This window comes from Ideonella alba (genome assembly GCF_018069875.1).
In the GTDB taxonomy this organism is placed as follows: Bacteria; Pseudomonadota; Gammaproteobacteria; order Burkholderiales; family Burkholderiaceae_C; genus Ideonella; species Ideonella alba.
Genome location: NZ_JAGQDF010000001.1, coordinates 649,126 through 666,412, shown reverse-complemented (window position 1 = coordinate 666,412; position 17,287 = coordinate 649,126). Strand labels below are relative to the sequence as shown.

The following is a 17,287-nucleotide window of genomic DNA, read 5'->3' as shown; positions in this document are numbered from 1 at the left end:
GCCACCCCCACGCACAGGAGCCCCACCCCATGACCCCCTTCTGGACCCTGCTGGGCAAGCCACTCGCCGCCCTGGGCGGACGCAGCCATGCCGAACTGCGCCAGCACACCGCCGCCGATTGCGACAAATCGGTGGCCGTGGGCCTGATGTGCCTGCTCTCGCTGGCGATCATCGGGGTGGGCCACTGGCTGTTCTGGCAGAACTTTCCACCGGTGGCAGCCGTCAGCGTCTGGGTGGCTGGCGGGGTGGTGCTGGTGTTCGCGCTGATCTACCGCACCGCGCTGCGCATGCTGGAGACCATGTCCGGCCTGGCGCGGGCCCTGGTGCTGGCGCTGCTGGCCCTGCTGATGGGCGTGAACGCCATGCTGGCCGGCCATGAGCTGGTGCTGCTGGCCTTCCAGCCCCAGGTGGAGGCACAGGCCCGGCTCAGCGCTGCACACGACGTGACCGCCTACGCCGCAGCGGTGGACGCCAGCCTGGGCCTGCCCGGCCTGCAGCAGCGCGGCGCCGAACTGGGCCAGGCCCTGGCCGATGCCCGCACCGAACGCGAGCGCGTGCCCGCCGCTGTGCAGCAACTGCAGCAGCAGGTGCAGGCCTGCGACGCCCAGGCCCAGCGCCTGCAGCAGGCCCTGCCCACCGACCCCGAGCACCCACAGCACACCACCGCGCTGCGCCAGTGGCGCGAGCAGCGCCAGCAGTGCGCCCGCCTGCACCAGGACGCCCAGCGCGAACTGTCCGCCCACCGCCAGCGGGCCGACCAGGTCTGGACCCAAGCCCAGGCCGCCGACCAGGCCCTGCGCCAGGAGCTGTCGCAGGCGCGCCAGCAACACCAGCAGACCCTGGGCCGCGACCGCGACACCTTGCAGGCCAGCGCCACCACCGGCTTTGCCCGCCACGACGCCTTGTGGGCCTCCGTGGCCGCCGGCCGCGTGCCGGCCTGGGCGGCCTACGGCCTGATGCTCGCGGTGCTGGTGATCGACGCCTTCAGCTTCCTGATCAAGCTGCTGGCCCGCGACGACCGCGCCACCCAGGAGCGCGTGCAGCAAGCCGATACCGACCGGGTGTACGACAACCTGCACGCCGCCGAGGCGCAACAGCTGCGCCGCCTGGTGCGCCAAGCCGTGGCCGATGGCCGCCAGCGCAGCCTGGATGAACTGCGCGATGCCCTGGCCCAGGTGGTGCGACCCAGTGTGCTGCAGGGCGTGGATGCCCGCGCCTTCGGACGGGCCGCTGCTGCCTACCGACAAGCCTGCCATGGACATGGCGCGCCGCCGCCGTCCATGCTGCAGCGACTGGGCCGCCTGGCGCGCAGTGTGTGGCAGCGCGGTCTGCCGGCGCGGCCGACTGCAGCAGGATCAACCGCCTGAGCGCCAGATGCTGGTCACGGGCAGCCTGTGCCGCCGCGCGCCACGCACTGGAAGAAGCCCATGGTCTGGCCCAGCACCGGGCGGCGTATCTCGTCGCGCTCGATCAGCAGCGCGTGCCGGCCGTCGGCCACGGTCCTGAGCGTGCACAGGGGCCGGGCCTTGCCCTGGTTCACGTTCTGGCAGAACTCACGCTGGGCGCCGGGCTCGACCACCTTGTCCTGGGTACCTTGCAGCACCAGCATCGGCACCGAGATGCGCTGGGCCGCCGGGCCGCGGGCTTCCAGTGCCCCCGCGCAGGCCTGTACCAACCAGCGCATCGTCAGCCCGCCTACCTTGGCATCCGGGTGCCCGCAGGCCTCTCCCTGGCAATGGGCGGCGCGTGCGAGCCAGTTCAGCGCGAGCCGCGATGGGCTGCTGGTGATACTGTCTGGACGGAACGACTTGTCCTCCCTGTCGAAGTCCACGCCACTGATGTAGGCGGTCGACACCAATGGAACCTCACTTTCGACGGTGAGCCTGGACCCAGCGCAAAGACTTTCAAACGGCCAGAGCCAGGAGATTGCATCGGTACCCGCCACCCAAGGCTGATGCATCGGCGTCACCAGCACCGCCGCCTTGAACGGCCCGGCCCCGCGCTCCAGCAGCAGCGAGGCGATCGCCCCGCCCATCGAATGCGCCAGCAGGAACAGCGGCCGCGGATTGCCCTGGCGCCGCGCAGCCACGCGGTTCACGACGGTCTGCGCGTCGTCCACATAGCGGCCGAACTCGTCCACAAAGCCGGCACTGGCCTGCTCCGGGTCGGCCAGCAGCCGACTTGAAAAGCCCTGCCCGCGGTGGTCATGGATGTAGACCGACCAGCCATTGCGCAGCAGGTCGGCGATCGTCTCCAGGTACAGCTCCGCCCCCTCGGTGCGCCCGCTGAAGATCACGATGCCGCCCTGGGTCTCCTGCGGGTTCTCGTACACGCGGTAGTGGATCTTCACCGCGGGCGCTTCCGGACGCAGTGCGTTGGGCTGGCCGTCGAACACGCCTTGCTCCGGCGGCGCCAGCGCCTGCACGCGGGCCCGCAACTCGTCCAGGTTCAGGGCTGCGCCCTCATCCGCCGTGCCCAGCGTGTAGGCCGCGTAGGTGTCGGGCGTCATGCGCAGCGGCTGGGGCGCTTGCGCCAGCGCCAAGGTGGCTGCGCCCAGCCAGGCGGCCCATCCGGCCATCCAGGTTCGTGTGCTTGTCATGCGCTTCACTCCCTTCAAGGATCAGGTGTGCAGATCCGCCACCGGCAGGACCGCCGTCATGAAGCGGAAGCCCTTGTCGGCCTGGTAGCGTGGGTCGGCCTTGATCAGGGCCATGAACTCCCGGTGGCCCTGTCGCGAGCGCCCCAGCAGGCAGCCCGCGCTGGCGTTGCCGATGTTGTCCACCGACATGTCGAAGCCAGCATGCTGGTTGATGCCGAACAGCCCGGTGTAGCGGGCGTCGCCATCGCGGCGGTAGTCCTGGTTCAGGTCGCGGCAGACGGTGATGTCGTCCACCTGCACCAGCGCCTCATGGGCCTTGTCAGGCTTGGACTGCGGGTGCATGCCCACCCGCCAGCTCTTGTACTGCCCGAAGGCGATGCGGGCGGCGCCCCGGGGGTCGGCCTGCATCACCTCGGTGTAGTACCGGCCGGGCTCGGTCGTGCCCACCCATTGGCCGGTGATGACCGGCACACCGGTCGCGTTCACCTGGATGACCACCCGCTGGTCATTGAACCAGTTGGGCCGGTTGCCGTTGGGCTGGAATTGCGCATCGGCCCCCTCCACGTACACGATGTTCACGCAGCCCGGGTGGCGGGTCAGCCACCAGCCACGGCGCTGCATCGCCGCCACGATGCGGCTGGCGGCGCCGCCGTCAGGCGTCAACGGGTACAGCGCGGCCAGATCCGGGCTGAGCAGGGCCTGGCTGAGCGTGCGGTCCAGGCTCAGCGTGTCGCTCAGGCCCAGCCGAGCCATCACCTCGTTCAAGGCCCAGAAAGAGACGCGGCCGAACAGCCCGTCCGGCGGCGGCTCAAGCAGGCCAGCGGCCGACAGACGCTGCTGCACTTCCATGGCCAGCGCGCGGTGCCCGCCGATGGCGGCCAGCGCCACCGGGGGGGCATGGCCCTGGGCGATGTCGGTGAGGTTCATGGCGGCTCCATGGCAAGAACGGGACGCGCGCCATCCTCTCTTGCCAGGCCGTCGTGCGAATCACCAGTCCTGATGAAGCCGCGCAGGCCGGCGCCCACGCGTTTGCCGGCCTTTGTCGGGCGGCGGCGAACGGCAGGCCCGATCATGTGCCCATGGCGCCAGGCACTTCAGCCGGCGCCACCGGGTGTCTCCTCCTATCCGCCCTGACCGGCGGTTTGGGCCCGGTGCCGGCCCTGTGTGGGGTGGGCACCGGGCCGCTTTTTTGTGCCGCGCGGCGCGCTGCGCGCGCCGCCCATGCCCGCCCCACCACGGCCGGATCACCCTGGCACGCTCCGGTTCACCGGCACGGTCGTCGGTGTTCAGGGTTCTGAATGGGGCGGCCACACACGCACCAAGCGCACACCCGAGCCGTTGACGCGGTCGTCGGGGGGGTAGCGGCTGCGGTACGAGGCGCGGCACTGAGCCGCCGCGCTGCTGAACGCCCCGCCCCGCAGGGCTCGAAGTTGCATCGACTCCGCAGCTTCCAGGTCCCCGCTCCAGGCGGCACAGGCGGCCTGCTGGGCCGCCGTGGCCGGCCCTGTTCCACCGGCCGGTGCGGGCCCGTAGGGGCCGGCATGGACGTTGCTGCACCACTCGGCCACGTTGCCTTGGGCGTCGGCCACGCCGTCGGCGGTGGTGGACAGGCTGAACACACCCACCGGGCTGGGCCGACCCCAGCGGCTGCGGGCATGGTTGAAGTGCAGTGGCCCGGGCTCCCCGTTGCCCAGGTGCGTCCAGCGGGGCTGAGCGGCGGCCCGCCAGGGGCCTGGGGGCAGCGGGCCGCGCACGCCGGCCTCCCACTGGGCTTCACTGGGCACGGCCAGGGCCAGGCCGTCGGCTGCCGCGACCATCGGGGCCGCCCAGGCCACATAGGCCTGGGCCTCAAAAGCCGTGATGGCCACCATCGGCTGCAGCAGCGCGTTGTAGGCGGGGTCGCGCAACGCGGGGGGGTGGCCCGGATGATCCTGCAGCCACTGCACGGCCGCCGGCCCGGCGGTGTGCCACCAGGGCCCTGGCGGCAGGTCATAGCCGCCGGCCGCCACGAAACAGGCCCACTCGGCCACCGTGACGGGCAGCGTGGCCAGTTCAAAGGGCTGATCAGCGGCCCAGACCCAGGCCTCATGCTCACCGGGAAGGGCCTGATCGTCCTGCGGGCTGGCGCCGATGCCGAAGCGCTGCCCCGGTCCGCCACGCCGGCACCACAGACGCGGATGCAGGCGCAGGCCCGGCGCGCCGCCGGTGGCAGCGGCGCGCTGGTAGCGCAGGTTGTCGCCCAGGTGGCGGCCCAGCCAATGGGCCGCCTGCAGGCGCAGCCGCAGGTCCTGCCCCGGCGCGCTGAAAGCGGCCTGCCAGGCCTGTTGCCAGGCGGCGGCCAGTTCGGGCAGCAGGCCGCGCCCGCCGCCAGCCTGCCCGGGAGGCGCGGGTGGGGCCGTGTCCGCGTCGATCAGCGCCAGCGTGCCCCCAGCGGCCACGCCGGCGCGGCTGTCGGGGCCGGCGTCCAGGCTGGTGAGCAGCAGCACGCGGCGCAGGTGCTGCAGGCGCGCGTCCACCGCGGGCCCCCAGGCACCGTCCGGCTCCAGCCGGCGGGCCAGGCCGGGCAGCGCCGGGCCCAGCGCCCGCCACAGGCCCTGGTGCAGCAGCCAGCCCAGCCACGCCTTGAGCGGCGCTTCGCCTTGATCGGGTGTCTGGTCGGGCGGCAGGCCGTCCAGCGCCAGGGCCAGCACCTCGTCCAGGTCGGCCGGGCCGGGCTCGGCCAGGTGGCCGGGCTCGTCCTGCAGGGCCTGGCACTGCTCGGTACTCAGGCCGTCCTTGTCCACCAGGTCGCGCCAGAGCTGCTCGCACAAGGGCGGCCACAAAACGTCTATGACCAGGCGCTGCCAACCCTCGGGACGCTCGGTCCAGTCCGCCTCTCCGGGCAAGCCAATGGCCTGGGCCACGCCGTAACTGAAGCCAAATTCCTCGGGCATGGCCCGCCACAGAGGACCGTGCGTGGCATCGGTCTCGGGCACGAAGGCGCCATTACGCCGCAGTTGCACAAATCCGCCTTGCTCGTGAAACGGCCGGCCGGCTCGGTCGGTGAAGTCCTGGTCCTGCCAGCCCCACTGCTGGCGCAGAAAGCCCTCCAGCACCGCCTGCGGCACGCAGATGCCTTCCCGGTGCAGGCGCGAGCCGGGCCGGAACGGCGACAGGTTCCAGCGCTGGCTCACCTGGGCCTGCAGGTGGGCCACTTCGTCTTCGTCACGGCGCTCGAACTGGCGGCCAGCGGCCAGGCGGTGGGCCAGGGCCTGAAGCGCATCGGGCGGCATCTGGGCGGGCGTGGGGGCCAGCAGGTCCACGCTGGCCAGGAACTCGCCCCAGCTCTGGTGGCGCCACTTGAAGCTGCGCTCCAGCCGGCAGGTGTCCGGGGCGCCGGTGTGCGGCTGGGGCTGGAAGCTGTCGAGCAGGCCCAGTTCGTTCACCGCCTGGTGCCAGCGCTCGCGCAGCGGGCCGTCCTCGTGCTCGGTCTGCTGGCCGTGCAGCCAGTGGGCGACGCTGCGCTGGGGGTCGGCCGGGTCGTCCCAGGGCAGTTCCACCTCGCCGCGGGTGGGGGGCGGCACATCCGGGCGCAGCTCAGCGGCCCGGGCCCACTGGGCCAGGCCCTGACGGAACAGGCCGTCCAGCAACGCGCCCTGGCGGGGCCAGGGGGGCAGGGTCGCGCGCTCCAGCACCTGCTTTTGCAGCAGCACGCGGCGGTCGGCCTTGCTCAGCAGGGACAGGTCGCGACGGAGCAGGCTGCCCTGGCGCTCCAGCTCGCGCACCACCATGCGCCACAGCAGGCGGCGGTACAGGTCGGCCCGGCTGCTGGCCAGGCGCTGCACGCCGGCCTCCCACAGCTGGCACTGGGCGTCCAGGTTGAAGGGCAGGCTGCACAGGTCCAGCACATGGGGCTGGTCCTTCAGTTGTTGCAGGCGTTGGCCAGCCAATTCCTGGGGCACAGGAAAGCGGCGCGCCAGATAGTGGCCAATTTCCTCTTCGCTCCAGGGCTGCAGGTCCACCGCCAGCACATCGCCCAGGGCGCGCAGCTCGAAGCCGTGGTGGGTGCGCACCGACAGCAGCAGGCTCAGCGAGGTGCCCAGGCCTTGTCGCAGCGCCAGCAACACGGCCTCGGCACGGCGTTCGCGGGTGTCGCAGGTGTCGTCAAAGGGCAGCTCGTTCAGGCCGTCCAGCAGCAGGCGCAGGCGCGGGTCGCCCGGGCGGCGGCGGCCCGGGTCCAGCAGGCGCCTGAGTTCGTCGGCCTGAGGATGGCGCTGGTCCACTTGCCGGCGCAGCCAGTCCATGGGCTCGTCCTGGGGCTGCAGGCCTGACAGCGGCAGGTACAGCGGGATCTCGTCCATCTGGCCGCTGAGCTGCCATTGCCGCAGGGCCTGGTGCCACAGGGTCTGCTCATGGCGCTGCAGCAGCGTGCTTTTGCCAGCGCCGGGGCTGCCGCGCAGCAGGAAGGCGGCCAGGCGGTCGGGTTCAAACTCGGCCAACAGCTGGGGCAGGCCGTGGCGCGGGGTGTCAGGCAGTTGCAGGTCGGCCGGCAGGCGTGCGCCATCGGCCACCACGCGCAGCGGCACAAAGCGGTTGTGCACCTGACCACGCAGCGCATGGGCCCACCAGGCCCAGCGGGTCAGGGCCACTTGCACCAGGTGCTCCACCGGGTTGAGCTGGGGGTCGGTGCTGGTGAGCTGGTCCAGCAGGCGCCGGTCGGCCGTGCTGGACAACGGGGGCGGATCGGCTCGCAGTGGGTCCCAGTCGGACAGGCGCTGCAGCAGCTCGCGCTGCGGTGCCGCCAGCGTCAGTGCGCGCTGGGCGGCCTTGTGCACCAGGTCGCGCAGGTCGTGGGCGGTGTCCACGCTGACGGCGCCTCCCTCGCGCTTGAGCACTTGGGCGTCTGCCTCGTCCTCATCGGCCAGGTAGACCCAGGGCGCCTGGCGCAGGTGCGCGGTGGCGTCGCGCAGCGCCCAGGCTTTCTCGCGCACATGGCCCACCCGGCCCAGGCGGCCGCCGGGGTGGAGCGCGGCACTCAGGTGCAGGGCGGCCAGGTCAGCCGGTTGCAGGCGCATCAGGTCGGAGCGCAGTGCGGGGTCGGTCACTTGATCGCGCATCAGCCAGGCGGCGGCCAGGCCCAGCGCGGCGCCGGCCGAGGGGCCGTCCAGCGCCCACAGGTCCAGCCCGGGGGCGTGAAGGTCCCAGGCCAGGGCGGTGCCGTGGGCCGCCTCCGCGGGCACCCAGGCACGCACGCAGGCACTGGCAGCCTGCAGGCTGTCCACAAAACTCTGAGTGCAGGGCGTGAACAGACTGCCCGCCGCTGGCACCAGCGCCAGGCGGGCACCCGGCGCGGCATAGCGGTGCAGGGTGAGCTGCGCCACCCGGCCCTGGCCCGTGCGCGGGTCAAACAGCAGCACCCGCAGGCTGACCGAGGCCAGGCAGCCCTGGGGCGCCAGCAGGGGCTGGGGCACGGTCTGCTCGGCCCAGGCGCTCAAGGCCTGCAGCCACAGCGCCCGGCGCAGGGTCAGCAGCTGGCCGCGCTCGCCCGTGGGCAGGTCCGGCGCGGTGAGCATCAAAGCCTCGGCCGCGCGGCCGGTGGCTTCCAGCAGGTCCCAGGTGAGGCGATGCACCTGGTCCCAGGGCGGGTCGTCGGTGGGCCACATCAGCGGCTGATGGACCCAGCCGCCTTGCTGCGCCAGTTGACGGGCCTGCTGGTCCACCTGGTCCCAGAAGGCATGCACCTGGGTCGGGAGCGACCTCACCTGCGCCAGCGGTGCTGCCGGTGCCGGGCGAACCCGATCGATCAGCCAGGTGACCAGGCCTGGCAGCGACTGACCCTGCCGGGCGAGAAGCTCAGGTGGCCAGGGGGTGCCACCGTCACCTGGCCATTCATCGCTGCCTGGCATGCTCAGCGCGGCGCCTCATCCGGTGCGGCGCTCTGACCGCGCAGGCGCAGGTCAGCCGTGGCCAACTGCTTCTTGAGCGTCGTCAGGTCGTGCCCGGCCAACGGCAGCTGTCCCACCCACACCGCGCCACTGCCCGGTTGCCGCACCAGCACGCAGGACAGCGGCCGCAACAGAGCCCGGTCGTCGATGATGGCGCGCAGGCGTTTCACCGCCTGCCATTGCGACGGCACCGTGGGGGTTACCGACAGCACCATCGCGGCCTCTGGGGCCCGGTGGCGCAGGACGGCCTGGCAGGCCGCGGGAGTGGTCAGCGTCCATTGCGCCAAGTCCTGCTCGACAGGGGTTGGCGGGGTCAGCGGGCTGGCCTTCAGTGCGCTGGCGGCCATGGCGTAGACCGACGTGCGCCCGCCCAGTGCCGGGCCGACGGGCTGGTCAGACACCCACACCAAGCCCGTCGGGACGGACGCGGATTCAGCCTCCGGCTGATCAGCGACGCCTTGAAGCTCGGTCTCTGTGTCAGAGGCCGACTCCGCCAGGCTGTCGTTCGATTGGTCGGCCTGGGTCACGGCCTCCCAGCCTGCCGCCGTGTCGGCCCAGGCCTCGAAGGCGCTGGCGTGCTGGGTCTGGGCCAGGTCACTGAGGCCACTGAGCGTGGGCACGCGCAAAGCCGGGTCATGTGCCCAGGTCAGCTCGACCCAGACATCAGGCCGTGCCAGCGCGGCCAACAGCTCATCGTCCTGCTGCCAGGTCTTGACCTTCAGCCGGTGGCGGGGCCGAGCGGCCGCCAGTTGATGACCAATCTGCCGGGCCTGCTCACGCCACCCCAGGCGGTAGTCTGCCGGCGCATCGGTCCACAGCCGAACCACCGGGGCCCCACTGTCCAGGCACTGTGCCAATACATCACGCACACGCTCCAGAGGCAACACCTGCAGCAGGTGGTGGTCCAGGCGCCACCGGCCCATCGCCTCGGCGGGCTGGGCCTGCAGCAGTGTCAGCATCCGCTGGCGCTTTTCGGCATGCTGGGTGGCCAGAATCCAGCGCTCGGCCGGACCGGCATGAAGTTGCGACGGCGTCGTCATGCTGCCACCCCCCGCTCCTGAACTTGCAACCACGCCTGGCGTTTCAGGCACCACTGGGCGTAGTCGATCACCTCACGGCGCCGGTGTCGGAAGGCGTCGCGCAGGTAGTCAAGTTCGATGGACTGCTCGATTCGGCGACGCACGACCTCATCATCCAGCGCCGTCGCGTCTGGTGCTTGCTGAGCCTGATCCAGCGCCTTGGCAAGTGTCTGGAGGGCCGCCATGATGCCGCGCTCGCCGCCAAACGGCCGGTCCTGCTGGTACTTCAGCGCCTGCATCTCCCGCCACCCCAGGGCCATCGGCTCGTCTGTGTCCATCTGACCCGACATCCGGCGCCAACGTCTCAGGCCGTTGGCCATGCAGAAGAAGGCCACGGCCACGGCATCGGTCAACCAGGCCGCCACCTCCAGCGCCAGCGCATCGGCCTGCCCGGCCAGGTCGATCATGTCGGGATAACCAGACAACTCGGCCAGAACGTCCTGCCAGACCTCCGACCCCAGGCCCAGACGGAATGGGTCGAAGCAATCGGGGCGGTGCGATTCGACCGCCGCTGTTTCCGCGGCGAACTGGCCCCTGACGGTGAATGGCGCCATCGCTTCCAGGCCCTCCACCAGCAGGCTGGCCGTGGTCTGCCACGCGGAGGGCCCCTCCCAGGCCAGCGCATCCAGACGCGCCACGACCTTGGCGTAGAGGCAGGCCGCCCTGTTGGCATGGCTGTAAGCGGGCACCCAGGACAGGTGGCTGTGCACCTGCTTCAGGAACAGCCAGGTCAGCAGCTTGCCCTTGCCGCCGGATTGGTTCATGACCGCTTCAACGAAGACACCGGCGCGACCGGTGATGGGCGTGCCAGTTGCTGGCGTCACCAGGCAGTGGCAGCCATAGTCATCGGGGTGGTAGGCGGGCTTCGAGGGCAGAAGGTAGCCGTCATGGGCCTTCTGGCCTCTCTTGGCCTGCCGCTCCTTGTAGCTCTTGCGCTGCGATGCCCTGTACTCTGGTTGATCGTTGCGCACGGCCGCCTTGACATTGGTCATCAGACCTGTGACATCAGCCGAGGTCAACTCACCATGCCGGACGCGCCGATCCCCTCGCAGCAGGGCTTCAAACAGCCGGGGGATCAGTTCGAACTCTTCGTCCTGAGTCAGAGGCCGTCCGAGATGGCGGTGCCACCATCCGCGGGCCGACCTCACAAACAGGGCGTGGAAATGCTCCCTGCCTTTTTCCGGCGGGAGCCATCGGGCCACCTGTGCCCCGAAGATGTGCCGCGCCCCTGCCGTCACCGTGTCAAACCGCAGACCCGGGTCGGTGTGCCGGCGGGGCACGAGCGACCCCGAGGGAAAGGGCTGGCAGATCATGTGCTGCAGCAGACCCACCAATCCATCGACGCTGAGCGCAGCGTCTTGTATGTCTTTGATGCTCATGCAGAGCCTCCTCCTTGCAACTGATTGTGCACTGGCGCGCAGCTGGTCCAACCCCGCGCTGCCCCCAATCCGGCACCGGTCAGCGCCGCGCAGGTGGCGCAGGGCTGGCCGCGCAGCCGCGGTGCGGACAGGTCCTGCACCTGCAGGCTGAAGGGCTGTGGGCCGTGGGGCGTGTGGCCATCCAGCAGGCGGCGCAGGCGTGGGCCGCTGTGGCGGCCTTGCACCATCTGCTCCAGCAGGCGCAGGCCGGCGTGGGCAGTCAGCCCGCTCCAGCTGCGCAGCGCGGCGGGCGACGGGCTGGCGGGCAGGGTCCAGCGCAGCGGCAGGCAGTCCAGGCAGCCCGTGCCGGGCGGGATGAGCTGCAGGTGGGCTTCGGCCTGCAGCTGTTCTGGCGCTGGCCGAACCTCCTGACGCTCTGGTTGCGCTGGCAGGGACGGTACCGCCGCTTGCACCCGCATGTCCAAGGCCAGCAGCGGCTTGAGCAGGGCCAGGGCCAGGGCGTTGGCCCAGGCCCGGTCGGCGGCATCCGGGCTGCAGCACACCAGCAGGTCCACGTCGGCCAGCAACTGGCCGGCGGCAGGGCTGGCGGCGGACAGCGCGCGAGCGTCGATGCCGGCGCCGGGGCGCAGCAGCGCGGTCAGCGGGTGGCGCAGGGCCAAGGAACGCGGCTGACCCTCCATCCAAGGTGACAAGTCACCGTCCTGGTCTTCAGCGGTCATGGCGGCGGCATCCAGCACCCGCAACGGCACGCCCATGCGGGCCAGGCTGTGGCCCACGAAACTGCCCAGCGGGTTGGCCCCGATCAGGCCCACCGTGCATTGCTGCAGGCGCGCCAGCGGCGCGTCGCCCAGCGCGGCGGCCAGGCGGCTGTAGCGCAGCGCAGTGGCAGCCGGTGCGGGCGCCTGAGCCTCGGTATGCAGGTCCCAGCGGGCCATGCCGGCACCGGACAGATCCAGGCGTTGCACCGCCTGCCAGGTGGGCAGGGGCGGTTGGGCCAGCCCCTGCAGACGTGCCCATAACGAGCCGGTGCGCAGCCAGGCCCGGGGCGTGCCGGCGGCAGGCCACCAGAGCACCACCACATCGGGCACCAGGCTGTCACAGGCCAGGCGGAAGGCGGGCGCGTGGCGGGCCAGCCAGCGCTCCCAGGCCAGGTCGTCGGCGGGCGCGGACTCGCCCTCGAGGGCATGCCAGGCCAGGGCCAGGGCTTTTGGGCGGACGGTCTGCGGCTTGGCACCCGGGGCAGGGGCCACGCCGGCCAGCGCGTGCCTGGCCAGCATAGGCGGCGCAGATGGCAAGCGCTGGGGCGGCCCGGGCTGCAGGCCGGGCACAAGCAGCAGCACCTGGCCGGGCAGGCCCTGAAGGTGCAGTGGGCCGTGGGCCAGGGTGCCTTCGGCCGCGCTGCGGGGCATGGCCGGCCGGCCGGCCCAGGCGGCCTGCGGCAGCACCAGGCGCAGCGCAGGCCCACGATCTTCTTCAGCAGCGCGGGCCGGGGATGTTGCCCACGCGGCGCGGGTGACACCGGGCCAGGGCGGCCGGCACTCGGCCTCAATCGTAAGCATGGCGGGCCTGCAGGGCCTGGGCGGCGGCCTGGGCCTGCTGGGCCTCGTGCTGGCGCAGCGCCTGCTGGTGGGCCTGGGTGGCGGTGGCAATCAGCGCGGCCAGGGCGACGCTGGGGGGCGGCAGGGGCGCTGGCGCGGGGCTGAGCACGTCGGCGGCGGGTGCGGGGGTCAGCGGCGTGGCCGCCAGGGGGATGGGCGGCAGCCCTGCGCTGGCAGTCCGGGGTGACGCAGGGGCCTCTTCAGTGGGTGCGGACGCGAAGGCCGCTGGGTGTGAAGCCGGCGCTGTGACGAGCTTGTGCTGAGACACGATGGAAACGGCCGGGTGCCGTGGGGATGGAGAAGGCTCCATTGCAGCGCCTGCGGCGGCGGTGGAGCCGACAAACCTCGGCAGGCTTGTTGACGCCACAGGACAGCCCGAGGGTGGCGACAGCCCAGGCATTTTCGGGCGCGCTGCGCGCGCCTGAACCCCCTCGCGCCACCCGCCGCGCGCTCCGGCCAACGCGTCAGCCTGCCCAGCGCCAGGGTGTTCAGGGTTCTGAATGGGGCGGCCACACACGCACCAAGCGCACCCCGATGTTGAGGTTGAGGTAGTCGGGGCGGCCGCGGTGGAAGCGGTACGAGGCGCGGCACTGCGCCGCCGTGACGTCCAACGCCCCGCCCCGCAGGGCATGCCATTCAGGCGCCTGCCCACCTTCGTCCGCCTGATCGGCCGCCGCCTGCGCCTGCGCCGTGCGGTAGCCCTGTTGGCGCAGGCTAGGCCAAAGCGCATTGGCGCACCACTCCCAGACTTGGCCCGCCGAATCCGCCACGCCGGAGGGTGTGTGCGAGGCGCTGTAGCAGCCCACCGGGCTGGTGCGGTCGAACTTGCGGTCGTGGTTGAAGTCCAGCCGCCCGGGCAGGCTCGTTGCCGGCTCATGCGCCCAGCGCGGCTGCGTCTGGCCCGGCCGGGCCGGGCCGCGCACGCCGGCCTCCCAGCACACCTCGGTGGGCACGCGGCTGCGCCAGCCTTCGGTCAGCTTCAGCCGCTGCCCCGTCCAGCCGCTGCGGCCGTTCGCCCGCTCGGCCGCGCGGCGCTCCAGCGCCCGGTGCAGCGGCTCTGCCCAGGCGGCATAGGCCATGCACTGGCGCCACTCCACTCCTATGGCAGGCTGCAAGGGGTTGTTGAAGCGTTCGAGCTGCGCATAGCCCTCGCGCTGCGAATCGGGGCCGGGCGCGTCCTGCGCAAAGCTGGCCCACTCGCCCACCGTCACCGGGTGGCGGGCCATCTGGAAGGGCCGCAGGTCCTTGAGCCAGCTGGGCCGCTCATCCTCATCCCCCTCCCCATCGCTGCCGATGCGGAACGCCAGCCTCGGCCCACCGTACTCGCCCAGCATCGCCCACTGGTGCAGCCGCGGCACCAGGCCGCTGTGCACTTTGCCATCGGGGAGTTGCGCTTCCACCCAGGTGTAGCGCAGCGTGTCCTGCAGGTGGCCGAGCAGGAAGCCCATCTGCAGCCGGAGGCGGATGTCCACGCCTTCGCCCTGGCACTTGGCGGCCCATACGCTTAGCCAATGAGCGTTGAGTTCGGCGTCGTCGAAGCCGGGCACGTCTTCAGGATCCCCGGTCATATCCTCGGCCAACGCGGCCTGGCCCACGTGATCGCCCAGCACCGCCGCGGCGCGCAGCTTGTGCGCCACGGCCTCGCCCGCGTCCACGCTGGCCAGCAGCAGCAGGCGGCGGATGTGCTGCAGCACGGGGTGCGGCTGGCGCCAGCAGCCGTCCGGCTCCAGCACGTCGCGCACATCGATCGCGCACTGGGCGGCCAGCGCCAGGTTGGGCGGGTCCATCAGCACCAGCCGGCGCAAGAGCGCCGCCGGCTGGCGCGCCAGCTGCACCGCAAAGCGCATGCGCTGCAGGTGCACGCTGTCGCGCGGCAGCTCCAGCTTGCCGCCTCGCTCCAGGTGATCGAGCAGGGCCTGGCCGGGAGCGGGGTGCAGGGCCGGCGGCGGCATGCGGGGCCAGATGCCCGACTGCCCGCACCCCCAGGCGGCGAACAGCTCCTGCCACTGCTGGTGCACAAAGGCCAGGCCGCCGCCGTGTGTCTCCACCATCAGCCCCAGGTCCTGCACCGCCTGGCGCCAGGCGCGGGCATAGGCGCGCTGCTCGGCCGGCGTGTCGCCGAGGGGCTGCGGCGGGCTGCTGTGGGCCGGCACCTCTTCGCTGGGCAGGCCGGCCTGGTCCTGCATGGCGTCGGCCTGCAGCATCAGGTGCTGCAGCAGGGGGCCGGGGTCGGCCGGCAGGCGCCAGCCGTCGCGCATGGCATGGGTGAGCACCTCGGGGCGGCGCAGGCGTTCGGGCCAGAGTTGCGTGGACAGGTCCTTGCCGCGCCGGTCCAGGCAATGCCACAGCAGGGCCCCGAACAGGGCGCCGCGCTGGGTGAGCGGGGCCAGGTCGGGCCAGCGTTCCAGCACGGTGCACTGCGCGGCCAGGATGCCGGGCGAGCGGCAGAAGGCCTCGAAGACGCTGTCGTCGGCCTGGCCCTCGCTGTCGTGCCGGTGCAGCCGCAGGGCCTTGTGCAGGCGCTCGTGGGCGGCCTGCGGCAGGCGCCGCTGGTCGAGGTAGGCGAGCCAGTCGCTGCGCTGCCAGGGCCGCACCGCAGCCAGACGGGCGCGCCAGCCTTCGCTGGCCGCGTCGTCTTCCGGTGCGGCCAGGGTGAAGCCGTTCTCGCGCTCGCGCACGGTGAACACCGGCGGCAACAGCGGGCCCAGCGGCGTGCGGTGGCGGGCCAGCCAGCCGCACAGCACCTGCACCACCTGGCGGCGCTCGTCCAGGGCGGCGTCCAGCTCACTCTGGCCGGGCAACAAGCGCTCGCGGGGCACCGTCACGCTCAGTTCGTTCAGGCCGTCGATCAGCAGGCGCCATTGCAGACCGTGGGTAGCCTCCTCTCGCTGCGCGGAAGGCAGGGCTAACGACTGCGACAGACTGGGCAGGCCGGGCGAGCGGTCCTCGATGAAACGCAGGAACTGCTGCTCCAAAGCGTCGGGCATCCCGCTGTGCACCCCGTCCTTCAGCTTGAAGGCGCGCATGGGCAGGAAGACGCAGACCTCGCCCCAGGGCCCACCGGCCTGGCGGCGGCGCAGGGCCTGCACCGCCTGATCGGCCTCGCGTTTGGCCAACAGGGTGGTCTTGCCGTGAAACGGGGGGGAGACCACGCACCAGGCCGGCTCGGCATTGTGGGGCGGAGCGTCGAGCAGCTTGTCCAACTCCAGCTCGCCGAGCGGGTCGGCGTCGTCGGGCCCGGGCGCACCTGAGAGATCTCTCACCGCAGCGTCTGGGGCTTTGGACTGGCGGGCCGGCGCCCGGTCAGGATCGGTCAGCACCAGGCGCACGAAATGCTGGTCCAGCCGCACCGGGTCGCCAAAGGCAGCATGGCTGCCGCTGGCGCGCACCGCATAGCGCCACAGCAGGTAACCTTTGACGGAGCGCACCAGGTGACCCCGGCGCGCCACCCGCTCCAGCAACGGCATGTGCCGCTCGGCCGGGCTGGGGGCGGTGGGGTCCAGCAGCATGCGGTACAGGTCGCGAGCGTCGTCGTCCAGGCCAGGGTCCAGGTCGCGCACCATGCGCTCGATCATCTCGGCCAGGTGCCAGTGCGGCTGCTCCAGGTCAGCGGGCGGCTCGGCGGTGTAGCGCCGGGCCACATGGCGGCCCAGCGGCAGGCGATGCAGTGCGGCGAACTTGTCGTTGACCCAACCCACCGGCATCAGCCGGGGCCAGGGGATGGCATCGCCTCCAGCGACCGGTTCGTCCAACGCCGCCGTCAAGGTGCACAGCGGCAGTTCCAGGTCTTCCAGCCAGCCGGCCAGACGCGCCAGTTCAGGCTGCGTGGCGTCCAACCACCCGCGCAGCAGGTAGAGGCTGGCCACGGCCAGCATGGCAATGGCCGACGGGCCTTCGACGGCCGACATCGGCATGGCCTGCGACTGGCCTTTCTCGGGCATGGGCCGAAGGTTCCAGGCCAGGGCCGGCGCGCCGGGGCGCAGCAGGGGCCTGAGCAGGCGCTGCACCCGGTCCAGGCCCTGTGCAAAGTGCTGGTCCACCGGCAGCAGCACCGCCCCGGGCGCGCGCACCAGGGTGCCGGGGCCGGGGTCCCAGGCGGGCCGCTGGGCCAACCAGTCGGTGGGCAGGCACCACAGCTCCAGCTGACACAGGCAGCCGCGGCCATCAGCCCGCTGCCAAGGGCCCACCAGCAGTTGCACCAGGTTCAGGTGGGTGCTGCCCGCGGGCGGCCAGTCGCCCACCAGGCTGTCGGCCAGCAGCGCCTCGGACAGGCTGGCCGGCTGGCGGCCCAGCGCGTGGCCGGGGTGGCCCACGCCCAGGGCCAGCGCTGCCACACGGGCGGGGCTCAGCGTCGGCTGGGCAGCCGCCTCATCCGCAGCGCCATACTCGAACCGCAGGTCGGCACGGGTGAGCCACGCAGCGACCTGGTCCAGGCCATCCACCCACTGTGCGCTGCCGCCCACCAGCACCTGCTGACACAGCGACAACCACAGCGGCCCCGGTCGGTGCTCGGTGCTGTGCTGGAAGTGCGCTGGCAGCACGGTGCCAGAGGGTGACGTGTCCGCCAACTGCGCCGCCATCCACTCGTCGATGGTGCTCAGGTCCTGCGGGCTGGGTGACGGAAACATGGCGCTGGATGTTGCCACGGCCCTGGACTGTGCGGCCTCGGTGGCGCGCCTGCCGCACTTTGTCGGCGGCGATCGAGCGC

The 17,287-nt window shown here is 72.0% G+C and carries 9 protein-coding genes; 1 reads left to right on the top strand and 8 read right to left on the bottom strand.

Annotation, left to right across the window (positions count from 1 at the left end; translation table 11 throughout):
- Positions 1 to 29: 29 nt before the first annotated feature.
- Positions 30 to 1,367: a DUF4407 domain-containing protein gene (locus KAK07_RS02870; protein WP_210858989.1), complete on the top strand. Its 1,338-nt coding sequence runs from the start codon at positions 30 to 32 to the stop codon at positions 1,365 to 1,367.
- A gap of 14 nt (positions 1,368 to 1,381) precedes the next feature.
- Here the strand turns inward: KAK07_RS02870 and KAK07_RS02865 are convergent, their stop codons facing one another.
- From KAK07_RS02865 to KAK07_RS02830, 8 genes are all read right to left on the bottom strand, one after another.
- Positions 1,382 to 2,509 carry an alpha/beta fold hydrolase gene (locus KAK07_RS02865; RefSeq protein ID WP_210858988.1) on the bottom strand — a complete coding sequence of 376 codons (1,128 nt, stop codon included), beginning with the start codon at positions 2,507 to 2,509 and terminating at the stop codon, positions 1,382 to 1,384.
- Positions 2,510 to 2,620: 111 nt separating this feature from the next.
- Positions 2,621 to 3,526, bottom strand: coding sequence for a hypothetical protein (locus KAK07_RS02860; RefSeq protein WP_210858985.1), 906 nt, complete (start codon positions 3,524 to 3,526; stop codon positions 2,621 to 2,623).
- A 359-nt stretch (positions 3,527 to 3,885) separates the two neighbouring features.
- The gene (locus KAK07_RS02855) at positions 3,886 to 8,340 is read right to left on the bottom strand and encodes an SUMF1/EgtB/PvdO family nonheme iron enzyme (RefSeq protein ID WP_210858984.1); all 4,455 of its coding nucleotides are present in this window, start codon (positions 8,338 to 8,340) and stop codon (positions 3,886 to 3,888) included.
- A gap of 146 nt (positions 8,341 to 8,486) precedes the next feature.
- Positions 8,487 to 9,563 carry a hypothetical protein gene (locus KAK07_RS02850; RefSeq protein ID WP_210858980.1) on the bottom strand — a complete coding sequence of 359 codons (1,077 nt, stop codon included), beginning with the start codon at positions 9,561 to 9,563 and terminating at the stop codon, positions 8,487 to 8,489.
- The gene (locus KAK07_RS02845; protein ID WP_210858978.1) at positions 9,560 to 10,981 is read right to left on the bottom strand and encodes a hypothetical protein; all 1,422 of its coding nucleotides are present in this window, start codon (positions 10,979 to 10,981) and stop codon (positions 9,560 to 9,562) included. Before KAK07_RS02845 ends, KAK07_RS02850 begins: the two co-directional genes overlap by 4 nt.
- The gene (locus tag KAK07_RS02840; protein WP_210858977.1) at positions 10,978 to 12,540 is read right to left on the bottom strand and encodes a ThiF family adenylyltransferase; all 1,563 of its coding nucleotides are present in this window, start codon (positions 12,538 to 12,540) and stop codon (positions 10,978 to 10,980) included. Before KAK07_RS02840 ends, KAK07_RS02845 begins: the two co-directional genes overlap by 4 nt.
- A complete protein-coding gene (locus KAK07_RS02835) occupies positions 12,527 to 12,688 on the bottom strand; it encodes a hypothetical protein (protein ID WP_210858975.1) in 162 nt (53 codons plus the stop codon). Before KAK07_RS02835 ends, KAK07_RS02840 begins: the two co-directional genes overlap by 14 nt.
- Before the next feature lie 379 nt (positions 12,689 to 13,067).
- A complete protein-coding gene (locus tag KAK07_RS02830) occupies positions 13,068 to 17,207 on the bottom strand; it encodes an SUMF1/EgtB/PvdO family nonheme iron enzyme (RefSeq protein ID WP_210858973.1) in 4,140 nt (1,379 codons plus the stop codon).
- Positions 17,208 to 17,287: the final 80 nt, after the last annotated feature.